Raw genomic sequence first — 17,033 nt, 5'->3', positions numbered from 1 at the left:
GAGGACCGCACACCGAGCCCCGCGTGACGGGGCCCGGCAGTGGACCGGAGCTTCCTCCCGGCGCATCGTGGGTGGAGGGACCGCGCCGATCAGGCATCGAGGCCGGGGTTCATCGTCACCGCGCTAGCGCAGGCCGACCGGGCGGTTCAGTGCGAGCTGGATCATCCGGTCGACCAGTTCCGGGTACGGCAGACCGCTGGCGGCCCACAGCTTCGGGGCGACCGACTGGGCCGTGAACCCTGGCATGGTGTTTATCTCGTTGACGATGACCTCGCCCGAGGGCGTGAAGAAGAAGTCGACCCTGGCCAGCCCCTCGCAGCCGAGGGCCTCGAAGGCGCGCACCGCCATGCCGCGCATCGTCTCGGCCACCTCACCTGGGATGTCGGCGGGCACGTCGAGCCGCATTCCGTCGGGGAAGTACTTCGCCTCGAAGTCGTAGAACTCGTGGTCCTCGCGGACGTGCACCTCGCCCGGCATGCTCGCCTCGGGCACGGCGTCCCCCAGCGACTCCAGCACCGCGCACTCGATCTCCCGGCCGGTGATCGCGGCCTCGACGAGCACCTTCGGGTCGTGTTCGCGGGCCAGCTCGACCGCGGTCTCCAACGAGGCGGCATCGTGCGCCTTGGAGATGCCCTGGGACGACCCGGCGCGGGCGGGCTTCACGAAGACCGGCCAGCCGAGCTCCTCGACCTCTTTGAGCATCCGCGCCCGATCCGTGCGCCAGTCGCGGTCGCCGATCACGACGAACGGCCCGACCGGCAGCCCGGCACCCCGCAGGACCAGCTTCATGTACGCCTTGTCCATGCCGATCGCGCTGGCCAGCACACCCGAACCGACGTACCGGACCCCCGCCATCTCCAGCAGGCCCTGAATCGTGCCGTCCTCGCCGAACGGCCCGTGCAGGACGGGGAACACCACGTCCACCTCACCGAGCGGGCGCGGGATCTCGCCGGGCTCGAGGGCGACGAGCGAGGCGGACTCCGACGGCAGCGCGAGAGCCGTTCCCGACTCGTCCACGGAGGGCAGGCGGTCGCCCTCGATCGCGTACGCCTGGCTGCCGGGGACCAGCACCCACCGCCCGTCCTGGGCTATCCCGATGGGGACGACGTCATACCTCGACCGGTCGATCACCTCGAGCACGCTGCCCGCTCCCATGAGGGAGACGGCGTGCTCGGAGTTGCGGCCGCCGAAGACGACTGCCACGCGCACACGTGGCCCGGGCCGGCGATCCTCGTTCGTGGTGTCCGAGTTCATGGTGTCCGAATCTACCGCCTCTTGCCGGGCAAAACGGCTCGTCAGCCGCAGGCCCGGCCAAGGGTACGACCAAGCTATGACCAGGCGTCACAGACCGTAGCGCTCGGGCTTGGGAGCCCGGGACATCAGCAGCGCGGCCGCCTCGGGAGGCGTCATGCCGCCGTGGACGACGCCGACCACCACCTCGGTGATGGGCATCTCCACGTTGTGCTTGCGCGCCAGGTCGAGCACCGATTCGCAGGACTTGACCCCCTCGGCGGTCTGCCTGGTCGCCGCGACGGTCTCGGCGAGGGTCATCCCGCGCCCCAGGTTCTCCCCGAAGGTGCGGTTGCGGGACAGCGGAGACGTACAGGTCGCGACGAGGTCGCCCATCCCGGCGAGGCCGGCGAACGTGTGCTGGTCTGCCCCGAGCGCGGCGCCCAGGCGGGCGATCTCGGCAAGCCCGCGGGTCATCAGCATGGACTGGGCGTTGTCCCCCAGGCCCATGCCGGCCGCGACGCCGACGGCCAGCGCGATGACGTTCTTGACCGCGCCGCCGAGCTCGACCCCGATGACGTCCGGATTGGTGTAGGTGCGAAACCACGGCAGGTGGCAGGCCTCCTGGAGCCGGTCGGCCACCTCGGCGTCGGAGCAGGCGACGACGGTGGCGGCGGGCTGGCGCCGGGCCAGCTCACCGACCAGGTTCGGCCCCGACACGACCGCGACCCGCCGTTCCGGCACCTCGGCCACCTCGCGGATGACCTCGCTCATCCGCTTGCAGGTGCCGAGTTCGACGCCCTTCATGAGGCTCACGAGCACGGCACCGCCGGGGATGGCGTGTTTCCATTCCACGAGGTTGGACCGGAGCGTCTGCGCCGGGACCGCGAGCACCACGTAGTCGGCGCCGTCCATCGCCTCGGCCGGGTCGGTGGTCGCGCGCAACGTCTCGGGGAGCCGCAGGCCGGGCAGGTAGTCCGGGTTCTCGTGCCTGTCGTTGATCGCGTCCACGACCGCGCCCCGCCGACCCCACAGGGTCGTGCGGGTGCCCGCCTCGGCGAGGATCACCGCGAACATGGTGCCCCACGAGCCGGTTCCGAACACGACCGCCTTGCTCACTGGCCGCCCCGTCCCTCCTTGTCACACCGGGCTCGCTCCCGGTCGTCCCCACCGTACGCCCTGTCAGGCGCTCTCACCGTTCTTGGGGTCGTACGGAACGTCGGGGGCCTTCTCGTCACGGATCTCCGCGAGGAGGTCGGTGATGGCCGCCATGATGTCGGCCGTCGCGGCCCGGAGGATCGAGGCCCGCATGGGCTGACCGGCGTACTGGGACAGGTCCACCGGCGGCCCGGCGATCACCTCGAACTTCTTGCGCGGGAACAGCCGCGGCTTCTTCGCGCCGTACGGCAGGAGCTCCTGGGCCCCCCAATGGGCGATCGGGATCACCGGGACCCCGGTGGCGAGGGCCAGTCGGGCGACGCCGGTCTTGCCTGCCATCGGCCACATGCCGGGATCCCGGGTGATCGTGCCCTCCGGATAGAACAGAATGCACGCGCCCGCGCGCAGCCGCTCCTCGGCGATCTTCAGCGATTGGGTGGCCTCGGTGCTGCCGCGGTGCACGGGGATCGCCTGGAGCTGGGTGACCGCGTGGCCGAGGAAGCGCACCTTGAAGAGCCCCGCCTTGGCCAGGATCGTCGGCCAGCGCCCGGTGTTGTAGAGATAGTGAGACAGCAGCACCGGGTCCGACCAGGACAGATGGTTGGCCGCGATGATCAGTCCGCCCTCACGGGGCACATGCTCGCCGCCGCGCCACTTCCGTTTCACGAACAGCCGGGACAGCGGTTTGACGACGACGACCGCCAGGGCCTCCCAGAAGCGGGGCGGGCGTCCGGCACGGCGGCGGCTGGGCTGGGTCACTGGTTCTCCAAATCGGCGGGATCGGCACAAGTCTCCCGGTTGGCCATCGGAAATGTCGAGGCGGGATGCTTGACGGCATGCAGTGCGCGCGATGGACCATTGTGGTGCCCGTCAAGACCCTGATCCGGGCGAAGACACGCCTGGCCGCTGCGGCCGGGCCGTACCGGACCGACCTGGCCGTGGCGGTCGCGTCCGACACGGTGTCGGCGGCGCTGCGCTGCCCGCTCGTGGCACGTGTGGTGGTGGTGACGGCGGACCCGGTGCCGGCGCGGCGCCTCGCACTGTTGGGCGCCCACGTGGTGAGCGACCCGGACCGGGGCCTCAACACGGCGCTGCGCCACGGCGCGGCCGAGGCCGTACGGCTCGCGCCCGCGGACGCGATCGGGGCGTTGCAGGCCGACCTGCCGGCGCTGCGGCCCGGCGAGCTGGAGACGGTGCTGACGGCGGCCGCGGAGTTCGAGCAGTCGTTCGTGCCCGACGCGGCGGAGGTGGGCACCACCTTCTACGGCGTACGGCCCGGCGTGCCGTTCCGGCCCGGTTTCGGTGGCGAGTCGAGGGCGCGGCACCTGGCCGGCGGGGCCAAGGAGCTGACGCTCGACGGCATCCCCTCGGTCCGCCGGGACGTCGACACGGTGACTGACCTGCGCGAGGCGCTCGCCCTGGGCGTCGGCCCCGCCACCGCTGCGGTCGCCGCACTCCTCGCACTCGGCGAGACGCCGTCCGGACCGCCCGAGGCCGGGCGTCGTTCGTCGGCCGAGCCGGCGGACGGGCACGAGTAGGCTGATCGCGTGCAGGCCACGGTCAAGACGTTCGACGCCGCGACGCGCTCGGGCTCGGTGTTCCTCGACGACGGGACGGAGATCCCGTTCGAAGCGGAGGCGTTCGACGCCGGACCACTGCGGCATCTGCGCTCCGGCCAGCGGGTCAACATCGTCCTGACCGCTGGTCGCGTCACGTACGTCACCCTCTCCACGTTTCCCACGCCCTGATCGGCGGCGAGAAGACGAGTGGCGCCCGAATGACCATCCGGGCGCCACTGCGGATCGGTTACGCTCACCGTTCCGGCCGGTTGCTACAACTTCTTCTGTGCCGAGGCCTTGCCGCCTGCGTTGACCTGCTCCTTGAACTCGGCGCCTGGGCGGAACCTGGGTGCCCAGCTCTCCTCGACCTTGATGGGGTCGCCCGTCGAAGGGTTGCGAGCCGTACGAGCGGGCTTGTGCACCATCTCAAAGGCGCCGAATCCGGTGATCGAGACCTTGTCGCCGCTGGCGACGGCGTGCTGGATCGCATCGAGAACGGCGTTGACCGCCTCGGTCGCCGTCTTCTTGTCACCGACGCGATCGGTGATCGCCTCGACGAGTTCCTTCTTGTTCATTTGGTTCCCTCCCCCTTACGCGCTTGAAGTTAGGGGACGAGGTCTCGGGACTCAATCACCGGGCGGCATGTTTCGCCTGCTCGGCGTGTCGGATGTGCCGTCCAGATAGGCGATGAAGGCATCCAGCCGGCGGGCCGCATGGGCTATGTCCCGTTTTGCCACGTCAGAGATCGCGAGCAGCCGACGCGTCAGACGGGCCCGCTCCTCCTGTGGTAAGGCTAACGCCCTGACGCGGCGATGCGCATCACGCAGTCGCCGCGCCAGGCGGTCTTCCGGGGTCTGAGGCTCGCTCAGACGGTCGTCGGCAGCCATGGCTGCCGTCCATTCTCGTACACCTCGATGTCGGCCGCGTGACGCAGGGTCAGCCCGATGTCGTCCAGGCCCTCCATGAGCCGCCAGCGGGTGTAGTCGTCGATCTCGAAGGAGAACGCGAGGTCGCCGAAGCGCACCTGGCGTTCGACCAGGTCCACGGTCACCTCGGTGGCCGGGTCGGCCTCGACCGCCGTCTGCAGGCGCTCGACGACGTCCTCGGGGAGCACGACCGGCAGGAGGCCCATCTTGGTGGAGTTGTTCCGGAAGATGTCGCCGAACCGCGAGGCGATCACGGCGCGGAAGCCGTACTGCTGGAGCGCCCAGACGGCGTGCTCGCGGGACGATCCGGTGCCGAAGTCCGGGCCGGAGACGAGAATCGTGGCCCCCGCGTACGCGGGGTCGTTCAGGACGAAGGACGGGTCCTCACGCCAGGCGGAGAACAGGCCCTTCTCGAAACCGGTGCGGCTGACCTGCTTGAGCCAGACGGCCGGGATGATCTGGTCGGTGTCGACGTTGCTGCGGCGCAGCGGAACGGCCCGGCCGGTGTGCGTGGTGAAGGCTTCCATCAGTGGTCTTCCCTGGTCTTCCCTGTCGGATTTCGAAGTCTCGGCGGGTCTCAGCGCGTCTCAGAGGTCGGCGGGCGCGGTGAGCCGGCCGGTGACCGCGGTCGCGGCCGCGACGGCCGGCGAGACGAGGTGCGTGCGGCCGCCCTTGCCCTGGCGGCCCTCGAAGTTGCGGTTGGAGGTCGAGGCGCTGCGCTCGCCCGGCTTGAGCGTGTCGGGGTTCATGCCCAGGCACATCGAGCAGCCCGCCTCACGCCACTCGGCGCCGGCCTCCTTGAACACCTCGTGCAGGCCCTCCTCCTCCGCGGCCTTCTTGACCTGCATCGAACCGGGCACGATCAGCGTGCGGGTGACGACCTGGCGACCACGCAGGATCTCGGCGGCGGCCCGCAGGTCCTCCAGCCGGCCGTTGGTGCAGGAGCCGACGAAGACCGTGTCGACCTCGATCTCGCGCAGGCGGGTGCCCGCTGCGAGACCCATGTACTCCAGCGCGCGCTCGGCCGCCGCCCGCTCGACCGGGTCGGCGAAGTCCTCCGGAGACGGTACGGCCGAGCCGAGCGGCGCACCCTGCCCCGGGTTGGTGCCCCAGGTGACGAACGGCGTCAGCGTCGAGGCGTCGATCTCGACGACCTTGTCGAACACGGCGTCGTCGTCCGTGCGCAGGGTCTTCCAGTACTCGACGGCCTGGTCCCAGGCGGCTCCGGTGGGCGCGTGCGGCCGGCCGCGCAGGTATTCGAAGGTGGTCTCGTCCGGGGCGATCATGCCCGCCCGGGCGCCCGCCTCGATCGACATGTTGCAGACCGTCATGCGGCCCTCCATGGAGAGCCTGCGGATGGCCTCGCCGCGGTACTCCACGATGTGGCCCTGACCGCCGCCGGTGCCGATCTTGGCGATGATGGCGAGGATGAGGTCCTTGGCGGTGACGCCGACCGGCAACTCCCCCGCGACCTCGATGGCCATCATCTTGGGCCGGTAGGCGGGCAGCGTCTGGGTGGCCAGCACGTGCTCGACCTCGGACGTGCCGATGCCGAACGCGATGCCGCCGAACGCGCCGTGCGTCGAGGTGTGGGAGTCGCCGCAGACGATCGTCATGCCGGGCTGGGTGAGGCCGAACTGCGGACCGATGATGTGGACCACGCCCTGGCCCGCGTCGCCCATCGGGTGCAGCCGGATGCCGAACTCGGCCGCGTTCTTCCGCAGGGTCTCGACCTGGGTGCGCGAGACCGGATCGGAGATGGGCCCGAGCACGGTCGGCACGTTGTGGTCCTCGGTGGCGATCGTCAGGTCGGGACGGCGCACCGGCCTGCCGGCGAGCCGAAGGCCGTCGAACGCCTGTGGGCTGGTCACCTCGTGGACGAGGTGGAGGTCGATGTAGAGCAGGTCGGGCTCGCCCTCGGCACGTCGTACGACGTGCTGCTCCCAGACTTTCTCGGCCAGTGTGCGACCCATGGTGAAACGCCTCCTTGCGCTCGGCCCCCGGGTTACGTCGTCTCGAATATCGAGACAGGGATATCGGGATATGGACACTTTATATGCTGAATTCCCCTATTGCGTTTGCATCTCGGATACCGAGACGGCAGTATCGGGGTATGGACAACTCTAGCGGGGTCGGAGTACTCGACAAGGCCGTTCTCGTACTCAACGCCCTGGAGGCGGGCCCCGCTTCCCTGGCGCAGCTCGTCCAGGCGACCGGTCTGGCCAGGCCCACCGCCCACCGGCTGGCCGTCGCGCTGGAGCACCACCGCATCGTCTCCCGTGACACGCAGGGACGTTTCGTCCTCGGGCCGCGGTTGTCCGAGCTGTCCACGGCCGCCGGCGAGGATCGGCTGCTCGCCGTGGCGGGGCCCGTGCTCACCCAGCTCCGCGATCTCACCGGGGAAAGCGCCCAGCTCTACCGGCGGCAGGGGGACGAACGGGTCTGCGTGGCCGCCGCGGAACGCGCCAGCGGCCTGCGCGACACCGTCCCCGTCGGCTCGGCGCTGCCGATGACCGCGGGATCGGCGGCACAGATCCTGCTCGCATGGGAGGACCCGGACCGGCTGCACCGTGGCCTGCGCGGCGCCAAGTTCACCGCCACGACGCTGTCCAGCGTACGCAGGAGGGGCTGGGCGCACAGCGTCGGCGAGCGCGAGCAGGGCGTCGCCAGCGTGTCCGCCCCGATTCGCGGCTCCGGCGGCAAGGTCGTCGCGGCCATCTCCGTCTCCGGTCCGATCGAGCGGCTCACCCGCACACCCGGGCGGATGCACGCCGGTCCCGTCGTGGCGGCGGCCGAGCGGATCACCGAGGCGATGCGGCGGGCAAACTGATTAGAGACCGGCTCCGGATGCCTCTAGTCTGGCGGGGTGACCGATCGCATCGAGGCAGCCGCCGCTGAACTGCGTCCTCTGCTCCAAGAATTCATTCTCTGGGTGCCGGACAACGCACCGGGCAGCGATCCCGAGCTCGTGGGACCCGCCGCACTATGGCATCGCCTGGCCGTCCGAGACGAGGCGGGGCTGTGGAAGCGCGGTGACCTGCGCACCGTGCTGCTCGAACACTTCCCCAAGGCGGTGGAAGACCCCGAGGCGGCCGCCGACGGTCTGATGCCGGCGATGCGGTCCTATCTGACGTTCCTGTCGTCGACCGGACGGCTGTCGCCGCGCGCCGACGCCCTGGACGTCCTGCTCGCCGAGCTCGACGAGCTCGAGGACGACTTCGTCGACGCGATGGAGGACATCCTGGACGGGAGTCCCTGGGACGACGACGAGGACGACGAGGACGACGAGGACGAGTTCGAGGAGGTCGGCGAGAGCCTGGGCGACTTCGAGCCGTTCGCCGAGGAGATCGCGGCGCTGCCCACCATCCGCCTGCGCTCCGACGCCGAGCTGGCCGAGGCCGCCCGCGGGGTCCCGCTGATCGCCCAGGCTCGCGACCTGGCGCTGTGGGTCGGGACGGGCCGCAAGGTCGGCACCGAGACGCTCCTGTCCGACGACGAGGTGAGCGAAGCCGTACAGGCGCTCGGCCTCCCGGACGCGCAGTATCTGTGGAACATCTGGAACCTCGCCATCGACCTGGAGTTCCTCGCCCCGGACGGCAGCGACACGGTCAGCGTCGACCCCGACACCTCCGGCTGGCCGTTCGAGGACGACGAGGACGTCCTCGACGTCTGGACGACCGGCCTGCACTCGATCGACTACGGCGACCCCGAGCTCGACGACGACGATCTGACGCTGGCGCTGTCCGGGCTGACCCGCGCGCTGCTGATCCAACTGCTGCTCAACCAGGGCACGCGGACCCTCGCCGAGCTGCGGGAAGAGCTGGCCCAGGCCGTGTCGGAGTACGACGATCTCGGTCTGGACGCGTGGGCGGCGGCCGGTGATCCGCTCGCCTCCGTCGTGGCGTGGCTGAGCGGGTACGGCATGGTCACCGTCGACGACGGCGTGATCTCACTGACCCCGCTCGGCACCGACGGCGTGGTGCACCTGCTCGACGACGAGGACGTCGAGGTGAGCGCCCGGCCCGCGATCGACGCGATGTCGGCGCTCGACCTGCTGTCGCTCAGCGCCGACATGACCGAGGAGGAGGCGGACGCCGAGTTCGCCTCGTGGCTCGCGCTGCGCACACCCGCCCAGGCCGCCTCCGAGCTGCTCGCGGCCGCCGCCGACGACGAGTCGGACGCGCTCGTCCGCGTCCAGGCGGCCAGCCTGGTCGGCTCGCTCGGCGAGGCGGCCGTGCCCGCCTGGCATGAGGCGGCCAAGGAGCCGTCGCTGCGTCCGTACGCCGCGACCCACCTGACCCAGATGGGGATCGAGGGAGCACCGGAGCCGACCCCGGCGGACACCCACTGGCTGATTCTCGACATGTGGACGATCTCCGCCGGGCTCGGCCGGGCCGAGTTCCTGAGCAGCCTGCACGAGATCGGCCCGGCTCAGACGCTCGTCGGGATACTCGACGGCATCTGGAAGATCCGGCACCCGCATCTGGAGGAGCTGCTGGAGGCCATCGCCGACGCCCATCCCGACAAGCAGGTGAGCAAGGCCGCCAAACGCGCCCTGTTCAAGGCCCGCTCCGGGAACTGACACTCTCCGGGCGCCCCTCGGGGATCCCTCTGCGCGTCCGTCCACAGAACGACGTGGGCGGACGCGCGACGTTCCCGGAGACGACGCGCGCGGTTCCCGGAGACGCGACGTTCCCGGAGACGCGAAAGCGGACATGAGAAAACCCCCGGCGCCAGGAGTACCGGGGGTTTTCTTACGTGTAGCCCCGACCGGATTCGAACCGGCGCTACCGCCTTGAGAGGGCGGCGTCCTAGGCCACTAGACGACGGAGCCTTCACCATGGAGCCTCTACAACAACGCACAGGCTCACAGTGGTAGTCCCGAGCGGATTCGAACCGCCGTTACCGCCTTGAGAGGGCGGCGTCCTAGGCCACTAGACGACGGGACCGTTCACTGTGTGTCGCATCGCTGCGATTTTCCAACCGAATCCCTTGGGGGGGATCCAGCTGGGGTACCAGGACTCGAACCTAGACTAACGGAGCCAGAATCCGTCGGGCTGCCAATTACCCCATACCCCATCCGCTCACCGGGCTCACCGCCCCGCTTGCGACTCCGAAAGGATAGCCCAGCTTGGGACCCACTACCAAAACGATTGCGGCGTGCCGCGCGACATCGTCGTAGGCGATGGTTGTGCGAGGCTGAAAGCGTACGGCGCCGGCCGTCCCCTGGACCGCCGGTGCGCAGTCGGGACAACGGGGAGCCGCCGCGGACCTCCTCCCCACGACCCACGCTCAAGGAGATTCGATGCAGCCGGCCGACAACCCCTTCTTCAGCCCCAGCGACCTGCCCTACGGGCTGCCGCCCTTCCGTGAGATCGAGGAAGAGCACTACGCGCCGGCGTTCGAGCGGGGCATGGCCGAGCACCTCGCCGAGGTCGCGGCGATCGCGGACGATCCCGAACCGCCGACGTTCGAGAACACGATCGAGGCGCTGGAGAGATCGGGCCGGCTGCTCGACCGGGTCAGCACCGTCTTCTTCAACCAGGCGTCCGCCGACGCCACCCCCGGCATCCAGAAGATCCAGCAGGACGTCACCCCGAAGCTGGCCAAGCACGCGGACGCCGTACATCTCAACGCGAAGCTGTTCGCCCGCATCCGGGCCGTGGAGGCGGACGGCGAGGAGGAGCGGTGGCTGCTCGACCGCTACCTCACCGACTTCACCCGGGCCGGCGCCCTGCTGGACGAGGCCGACCAGGAGCGGCTCAGGCGGCTCAACGAGCGGCTGTCGGAGCTGGCGACGACCTTCCAGCAGAATCTCCTCGCGGACACGAACAGCCGGGCCGTGGTGGTCGATGAGGCGGCCGAGCTGGACGGCCTGACGGAGGACGCGATCCGGGGGCTCGCCGAGACCGCCGCCGAGCGCGGCCTGGACGGCAAGCATGTGATCTCGCTGGTGCTGCCGACCGGGCAGCCGTCGCTCGCCTCGCTGACCGACCGGTCGCTGCGTGAACGCGTCCACGCCGCGTCCGTCGGACGCGGCGGCACGGTCAACACCGAACTGATCAGGGAGATGGCGCTGCTGCGCCGGGAGCGGGCCCGTCTGCTGGGCTATGCCGATCACGCCGAGTACGTCCTGGCGGACCAGACGGCGGGCACCACCGGGGCCGTCACCGAGATGCTGGCCAAGCTCGTCCCGCCCGCCGTGGCGAACGCCCGCAGGGAGCAGGCGGAGCTGGAGGAGCTCGCGGGCCATGCCGTACAGCCGTGGGACTGGGCCTTCTACGCCGAGAAGGCGCGCAGGGCGCGCTACGACATCGACGGCGCCCGCCTGCGGCCGTACTTCGAGCTGAACACCGTCCTGGAGCGTGGCGTCTTCTACGCGGCCACCCGCCTTTACGGGATCACCTTCGCCGAGCGGAAGGACCTGCCCGGCTATCACCCGGACGTGCGGGTCTTCGAGGTGTTCGACGCGGACGGCGGCCCGCTGGGCCTGTTCCTCGGCGACTTCCACGCCAGGGCCGCCAAGCGGGGCGGCGCGTGGATGAACAGCCTGGTCAGGCAGTCGGCGCTGGAGGGCACCCGGCCGGTCGTCGTGAACAACCTCAACATCGTCAAGGGCGAGCCGACGCTGATGACGTTCGACGAGGTCAACACGATGTTCCACGAGTTCGGGCACGCTCTGCACGCGTTGTTCTCGGACGTGCGCTTCCCGCGCTTCTCGGGTACGGCCGTGCCGCGCGACTTCGTCGAGTATCCGTCCCAGGTGAACGAGATGTGGGCGACCCACCCCGAGATCCTGGCCAACTACGCGAAGCACTACGAGACGGGCGAGCCGATGCCGCGGGATCTCGTCGACCGGCTGCTGGAGTCGCAGAAGTTCGGCCAGGGATTCGCCACGGTCGAATACCTCGCCGCCACGCTGCTCGACTGGGCGTGGCACACCGCCTACTCGGGGGAGGACCCCGAGGAGTTCGAGGCCGGGGCGCTGGCCGAGGCCGGCGTCGCCCTGCCGGCCGTTCCGCCGCGCTACCGCAGCACGTACTTCGCCCACATCTGGGCGGGCGGCTACAGCGCGGGTTACTACTCCTACATCTGGAGTGAGGTCCTCGACGCCGACACCGTCGAGTGGTTCAACGAGAACGGCGGGCTGCGGCGCGAGAACGGCGACCGGTTCCGCCGTGAGCTGCTGTCCAAGGGCGGCGGCGTCGACTCCATGGCGGCCTTCCGGGCGTTTCGGGGCCGGGACCCCGAGATCACGCCTCTGCTGGCCCGCCGCGGCCTGCTGTGACCCACGGGGCCGTACGCCATGGCCGCGGGGTGACCCCCGCGGCCGTGGCCCGGCCACGCGTCAGGAGAGCTTGGCCAGAGCCGTACGGAGCCGGTCGAGGGCGCGCTCGCGGCCGAGGACCTCGATCGACTCGAACAGCGGCAGGCCCACGGTCCGGCCGGTGATCGCCACACGCACCGGGGCCTGGGCCTTGCCGAGCTTGAGCCCGCGGGCGGCGCCGACCTCCTCCAGGGCGACCTTCAGCGACTCGGGGTCCCAGGCGACGGACTCCAGTCGCTCGGCATATCCGGCGAGGATCTCCGCAGCGCCCGGCTTCATCGCCTTGTCCCAGGACGGCTGGTCGAAGACGGGCTCGTCGAGGAAGAGGAAGTCGACGTTGGCCGTGACCTCGGACAGCACCGCCACCCGGGTCTGGACCAGGGGCGCGACCCTGGCGAACACGTCCCGGTCCCAGGACGGGTCGAGCCACGGCTCGCAGCGGCCGATGAAGACGTCCGGCGGCAGCGCCCGGATGTACTCGCCGTTGAACGCGCGTAGCTTCTTCTCGTCGAAGAACGCCGGCGACGGGTTCACGTCCTCCAGCCGGAACAGCGGCATCATCTCCGACCAGGACATGATCTCCCGGTCGTCCCCGGGCCCCCAGCCGAGCAGCATGAGGTAGTTGACCATCGCCTCCGCGAGATAGCCCTCGTCCCGGTAGGACTCCAGCGCGACCTTGTCCCGGCGCTTGGACAGCTTCTGCCGCTTCTCGTTGACGATGACGGGCACGTGCGCCCACACCGGGGGCGGCGCGCCGAGCGCCTCCCACAGGAGCTGCTGCTTGGGCGTGTTCGACAGGTGCTCCTCGGCGCGGACCACATGGCTGATCCGCATCTCCATGTCGTCGACCACGTTGGCGAGGATGAACAGCGGCGATCCGTCACCGCGCACGATGACGAAGTCCTCCATCGACGCGTTCGGGAACTCCACCCGCCCGCGTACGAGGTCCTCCACCACGGTCACGCCCACGTCGGGGCTGCGGAACCGTACCGCGCCCTCGGTCAGGCCCAGGTCGCGGCAGTGGCCGTCGTACCCCTGGTGTTCCGAGCCGGTCCTGGCCTTCACGACGTCCCGGGTGCAGGTGCAGTGGTACGCCTTGCCGTCCTTGAGCAGCCGTGCCGCCGCCTCGCGGTGCTGCTGCTCGTAGGCGGACTGGAAGTACGGACCCTCGAAGTTCGGCGAGTCGCCGTTGATGCCGATCCAGGCCAGGGCCGAGATGATCCCCTCGGTCCATTCCGGCCGGTTGCGCGCGGCGTCCGTGTCCTCGATCCGGAGCACGAACTTGCCGCCGGCCTGCTCGGCCAGGGCCCAGTTGAACAGCGCGGAGCGGGCCCCTCCGACATGGAACATGCCGGTGGGCGAAGGGGCGAAGCGCACCCTAATCACGTGAGATCACCCGGTTTGTAAGAGTTCCGATTCCTTCGATGCCGACGCTCACCTCGTCGCCCACGGACATCGGGCCGACCCCCGCGGGTGTGCCGGTCAGGATGACGTCGCCGGGCAGCAGGGTCATGACCGCGCTCACGTACGCGATGAGCGCTGGGACGTCGTGCAGGAGCTGGGAGGTGCGCGCGCTCTGCCGCAGTTCCCCGTTGAGCGTGGTCGTGAGCGCGAGGTCGGCCGGGTCAAGCGAGGTCTCGATCCACGGGCCCAGCGGGCAGAACGTGTCGAAGCCCTTCGCCCTGGACCACTGTCCGTCCCTGGACTGCAGGTCGCGGGCGGTCACGTCGTTGGCGCAGGTGTACCCGAAGATCACGTCGTGGGCCCGCTCGGCCGGCACGTCGCGGCACAGCCGTCCGATCACCACGGCCAGCTCGCCCTCGTAGTCGACCCGTTGGGACAGCTTCTCCGGGTAGGCGATGGGCTCCCCCGGCCCGATCACCGATGTGCTGGGCTTGAGGAAGACGACCGGCTCTGCCGGCGCCTCGCCGCCCATCTCCCTGGCGTGGTCGGCGTAGTTCTTGCCGATCGCGATGACCTTGCTGGGCAGCATCGGGGCGACCAGGCGGACCTCGGCGAGCGGATAGCGCTCGCCGGTGAACTCGACCCCGCCGAACGGGTGGCCCGCGACGTGGGCGATGACCTGCTCGCCCTCTTCCAGCACTCCGAACGCGACCCCGTCGCCCTTGGAAAACCTCGCGATACGCACGTCACGAGCCTAGTGCCCCGGCCGCCGAGGTTCGCCCATAAGGCGTGGTGTCCAGGGCGGTGCGTCCCGCGGGGGCGAGGGCGGTACCTCCGTATGGTGGTGCTGAACGGCCGCGCAACCGGGCGGTGAGAACCGAGTCGTACGGGGGTTCCTGTGCCTTCTGTCGTGAAGATCAACGTGCTGACGGTGCCCGAGGAGATGCGGCAGGAACTGGAGCGGCGGTTCGCCGGCCGGGCCGGGATGGTCGAGTCGTCCGACGGGTTCGAGTGGTTCGAGCTGCTGCGGCCCGTCGAGGGGACCGACCGCTACCTCGTCTACACCCGGTGGCGCAGCGAGGAGGACTTCCAGCGCTGGCAGCAGAGCCAGGCCTTTCAGGCCGGCCATGCCCAGGCACAGGGCGAGGCCCAGGGGCACGGACCGGGCCACGGCCACGGCCACGGACATCAGGACCACGGGCAGCAGGGTCACGGACACGGCGGGGGGCCGGCGGCCTCGGCCTCCGAGGTGTGGTCGTTCGAGGTCGTCCAGACCGCCGCCCCCACCCCCAAGCCGTGATCTCGCGAATACCGGCAGACCTGCCGCTTGAGCTGCACGAACACCTTTCGTGATCTTGCAGAAACTCGCACGCGACGCCCTCCACCTGGCGTTGTTCAATTCGTGATCTTGCACTGCGAGATCACGAATGGCGAAGCCGCAGGCAGCTCGAGGCCCCTGCGAGTTTCTGCAAGATCACGGGAAGGGAAATCCCAGGTCAAGGCGCATCCGTGCGAGAAATCTCAAGATCACGGCGAGGGTGGGGAGGGGGTGGGTGGGGATGTGAGTGATGTTAACGATGTGATCAATGCGACTTGACCGCATTGCCGTGATTCGGCCAGCATGGCGCTTCCCGCCTTGAATCTTGCCGGAAGGAATCTGGCGTGCGCGGCCGCACTCACGTCCTCAGGAAACACGGCCTAGGCCTGTCCGCTCTGCTCCTCGTGGGCAGCGTGTCCGCCCTGGCTCTTCCGGGCGGCGCGTCGGCGACCACCGCGCAGGCCACGGCCGGCGTGAAACGGACCGCCGAATGTCAGGGGGACTGGCTGCCGGCCACCCCCACCGCGCCGGAGATCATGGACGGCAAGCTGTCGTTTCTCGACTTCCCCGCCGTCAGCGTCGGCAAGAACGTCAACTGGCGGGCGGATCCGTACCGGAACCGCTCCTGGCAGATGGTCTTCCAGTCGCTGCGCTGGATGGGCCGGCTGGTCGCCGACTACGAGACGACCGGCAAGGAGGAGTACCTCAAGCGGGCGACCGAGATCGCCAAGGACTGGGTGGCGGACAACCCCTACGGCGGGCGCGGCACCGCGAAGTACGCCTGGGACGAGCACCCCATCGCGCTCCGCGCTCCGGCCCTGGTCTGCCTGAGCAGGCACGTCAAGGGCACCTGGCTCACCCGCAGCCTCGCTCGGCACGCCAAACTGCTGGCCGACCCGAGCAAGTATGAGGAAGGCCACAACCACGGGCTCGACCAGGACATCGGCCTGCTGCGGATCGGCTGCCGCTACGGCAACAAGGGCTGGAAGAACCTCGCCATGCGCCGAATGGTCAAGTCGATGAAGCTCGACATCGACTCCGAGGGCGCGCTCATGGAGCAGGCCCCGCGCTACGCGATCTACGTCCATGAGCGTCTCAGGGTCGCCATGGACACGATGGCCGACTGCGGGATCAAGGCGCCGGCCACGCTGGTGCGGCGGTGGAACAGCCTGACCGGACACATCGCCGCCGCCACCATGCCGAACGGCTATCTGGTGCCCATCGGGGACGGCCCGGCCGACATCCAGCCGAGCGGCTTCGACCACGGCAAGAAGACCGTCGAGGTCTTCAGGGCCGGGTACGTCTTCGGCCGCACCACCTGGGACGACCCGCAGTCGGCGTACTATTCGATCCGCTTCGGCCCCGGCCGGAAGTTCCACGGGCACGAGGATCACCTGGGCGTGACCTACTACGCCCAGGGCCGTTCCATCCTCACCGAGGTGGGCTTCCACTCCTACGAGAACACGCCGTACCGCCGCTGGACGATGACCCCGGAGGCCCACAACGTGCCGGTCATCGTGGGCAGGAAGTTCCGCGGGCACACGGCCACGGCCCTCACCCGCCGCTCCATCGGCAAGGACCGGCAGTCGTTCACGCTGACCGACCGGGCGTACGGCGTGCGCCGCACCCGGTCCGTGCTGGTCAACCACCACGACGACGTGATGGCCGTGCTCGACACCGGGGGCGGGAAGCTGCGCAACCTGTGGCACCTCGACCCGGCGTTGAAGGTCGTCTCCTCGGAACGGGGACGGATCGTGATGGCGGACGGCAACTGGCGGGCCACGCTCGTGCAGCTCGAGATGCCGTCGTGCAAGCCGATCGGCGGGCAGCGGGTGGTCACCGGCCAGACCGGCCCCTACCAGGGGTGGATCTCGCCTGGCTACATGAAGAAGGAGCGCGCCCCGGCCGTGGTCTCCCCTGCGGCCGAGGCGCTGCTGACGCTCATCGTGCCCGGCACGGACAAGCCGAGTGTCACCTGCTCCGGCCGCAGCGTGGCCGTCCACACCTCCGGCGGCAAGGTGACCCTCCGGGTGGGCACCTCGGGCACCCTGTCGTAACGACCACTCCGTCGTGGCCGAAGAGTGGGTCCGCCCGGCCGCGGCCTGACCACG

At 69.9% G+C, this 17,033-nt stretch carries 16 protein-coding genes and 3 tRNA genes; 7 read left to right on the top strand and 12 right to left on the bottom strand.

Annotated features, from left to right (window positions below):
* Window positions 1–123: 123 nt before the first annotated feature.
* The 3 genes from AP234_RS10965 to AP234_RS10955 form a co-directional block, all read right to left on the bottom strand.
* Window positions 124–1,254 (bottom strand): D-alanine--D-alanine ligase family protein, encoded by a 1,131-nt coding sequence (locus AP234_RS10965; protein ID WP_055479489.1) that lies wholly within the window; start codon window positions 1,252–1,254, stop codon window positions 124–126.
* 87 nt (window positions 1,255–1,341) lie between these two features.
* Window positions 1,342–2,349, bottom strand: a complete 1,008-nt coding sequence (locus AP234_RS10960) for an NAD(P)H-dependent glycerol-3-phosphate dehydrogenase (RefSeq protein ID WP_055479488.1) — start codon at window positions 2,347–2,349, stop codon at window positions 1,342–1,344.
* A gap of 63 nt (window positions 2,350–2,412) precedes the next feature.
* The gene (locus AP234_RS10955) at window positions 2,413–3,147 is read right to left on the bottom strand and encodes a lysophospholipid acyltransferase family protein (protein WP_055479487.1); all 735 of its coding nucleotides are present in this window, start codon (window positions 3,145–3,147) and stop codon (window positions 2,413–2,415) included.
* Between the two features lie 77 nt (window positions 3,148–3,224).
* Here AP234_RS10955 and cofC point away from each other — a divergent pair, with 77 nt between their 5' ends.
* The gene (gene cofC / locus AP234_RS10950; protein ID WP_083502024.1) at window positions 3,225–3,926 is read left to right on the top strand and encodes a 2-phospho-L-lactate guanylyltransferase; all 702 of its coding nucleotides are present in this window, start codon (window positions 3,225–3,227) and stop codon (window positions 3,924–3,926) included.
* Window positions 3,927–3,935: 9 nt separating this feature from the next.
* Window positions 3,936–4,136, top strand: a complete 201-nt coding sequence (locus AP234_RS10945; RefSeq protein WP_055479485.1) for a cold-shock protein — start codon at window positions 3,936–3,938, stop codon at window positions 4,134–4,136.
* 83 nt (window positions 4,137–4,219) lie between these two features.
* On the opposite strand, the gene AP234_RS10940 is transcribed toward AP234_RS10945, so the two are convergent.
* Genes AP234_RS10940 through leuC form a run of 4 tightly spaced genes read right to left on the bottom strand, consistent with a single transcriptional unit; the run spans window position 4,220 to window position 6,846 of the window.
* On the bottom strand, window positions 4,220–4,522 hold the full coding sequence (locus tag AP234_RS10940) for an HU family DNA-binding protein (RefSeq protein WP_055479484.1): 303 nt from the start codon (window positions 4,520–4,522) through the stop codon (window positions 4,220–4,222).
* A 51-nt stretch (window positions 4,523–4,573) separates the two neighbouring features.
* Window positions 4,574–4,834, bottom strand: a complete 261-nt coding sequence (locus AP234_RS34845; RefSeq protein WP_083501990.1) for a hypothetical protein — start codon at window positions 4,832–4,834, stop codon at window positions 4,574–4,576.
* A complete protein-coding gene (gene leuD / locus AP234_RS10935) occupies window positions 4,813–5,400 on the bottom strand; it encodes a 3-isopropylmalate dehydratase small subunit (RefSeq protein ID WP_055479483.1) in 588 nt (195 codons plus the stop codon). The genes AP234_RS34845 and leuD overlap by 22 nt, the downstream gene beginning before the upstream one ends.
* 60 nt (window positions 5,401–5,460) lie before the next feature.
* Entirely contained in the window at window positions 5,461–6,846 is a 1,386-nt protein-coding gene (leuC, locus tag AP234_RS10930; RefSeq protein WP_055479482.1) for a 3-isopropylmalate dehydratase large subunit, read from the bottom strand.
* A 140-nt stretch (window positions 6,847–6,986) separates the two neighbouring features.
* Between leuC and AP234_RS10925 the strand changes: the two genes are divergently transcribed.
* Window positions 6,987–7,703, top strand: coding sequence for an IclR family transcriptional regulator (locus tag AP234_RS10925; protein WP_055479481.1), 717 nt, complete (start codon window positions 6,987–6,989; stop codon window positions 7,701–7,703).
* 36 nt (window positions 7,704–7,739) lie between these two features.
* Window positions 7,740–9,455 carry a hypothetical protein gene (locus tag AP234_RS10920; protein WP_055479480.1) on the top strand — a complete coding sequence of 572 codons (1,716 nt, stop codon included), beginning with the start codon at window positions 7,740–7,742 and terminating at the stop codon, window positions 9,453–9,455.
* 179 nt (window positions 9,456–9,634) lie between these two features.
* Here AP234_RS10920 and AP234_RS10915 read toward each other — a convergent pair.
* The 3 genes from AP234_RS10915 to AP234_RS10905 form a co-directional block, all read right to left on the bottom strand.
* Window positions 9,635–9,707, bottom strand: a tRNA-Glu gene (locus AP234_RS10915).
* Between the two features lie 39 nt (window positions 9,708–9,746).
* Window positions 9,747–9,822, bottom strand: a tRNA-Glu gene (locus AP234_RS10910).
* A gap of 58 nt (window positions 9,823–9,880) precedes the next feature.
* Window positions 9,881–9,952: transfer RNA gene (locus tag AP234_RS10905), tRNA-Gln, on the bottom strand.
* 226 nt (window positions 9,953–10,178) lie between these two features.
* On the opposite strand from AP234_RS10905, the gene AP234_RS10900 reads away from it, so the two are divergent.
* A complete protein-coding gene (locus AP234_RS10900; protein ID WP_055479479.1) occupies window positions 10,179–12,161 on the top strand; it encodes a M3 family metallopeptidase in 1,983 nt (660 codons plus the stop codon).
* A gap of 60 nt (window positions 12,162–12,221) precedes the next feature.
* On the opposite strand, the gene gltX is transcribed toward AP234_RS10900, so the two are convergent.
* A complete protein-coding gene (gene gltX / locus AP234_RS10895) occupies window positions 12,222–13,550 on the bottom strand; it encodes a glutamate--tRNA ligase (RefSeq protein WP_055479702.1) in 1,329 nt (442 codons plus the stop codon).
* A gap of 28 nt (window positions 13,551–13,578) precedes the next feature.
* Window positions 13,579–14,349 (bottom strand): fumarylacetoacetate hydrolase family protein, encoded by a 771-nt coding sequence (locus tag AP234_RS10890; RefSeq protein WP_055479478.1) that lies wholly within the window; start codon window positions 14,347–14,349, stop codon window positions 13,579–13,581.
* Between the two features lie 153 nt (window positions 14,350–14,502).
* Here AP234_RS10890 and AP234_RS10885 point away from each other — a divergent pair, with 153 nt between their 5' ends.
* Both AP234_RS10885 and AP234_RS10880 read left to right on the top strand, forming a co-directional pair.
* Complete coding sequence (locus AP234_RS10885) at window positions 14,503–14,904, top strand: antibiotic biosynthesis monooxygenase family protein (RefSeq protein WP_200926403.1); 402 nt, start codon at window positions 14,503–14,505, stop codon at window positions 14,902–14,904.
* A gap of 362 nt (window positions 14,905–15,266) precedes the next feature.
* The gene (locus tag AP234_RS10880) at window positions 15,267–16,979 is read left to right on the top strand and encodes a heparinase II/III family protein (RefSeq protein WP_083501988.1); all 1,713 of its coding nucleotides are present in this window, start codon (window positions 15,267–15,269) and stop codon (window positions 16,977–16,979) included.
* Window positions 16,980–17,033: the final 54 nt, after the last annotated feature.

The organism is Sphaerimonospora mesophila, assembly GCF_001417795.1.
GTDB classification, from domain to species: Bacteria; Actinomycetota; Actinomycetes; order Streptosporangiales; family Streptosporangiaceae; genus Sphaerimonospora; species Sphaerimonospora mesophila.
Note: the sequence above shows the minus strand (reverse complement) of the source record. Positions and strands in the feature narration are given on the sequence as shown.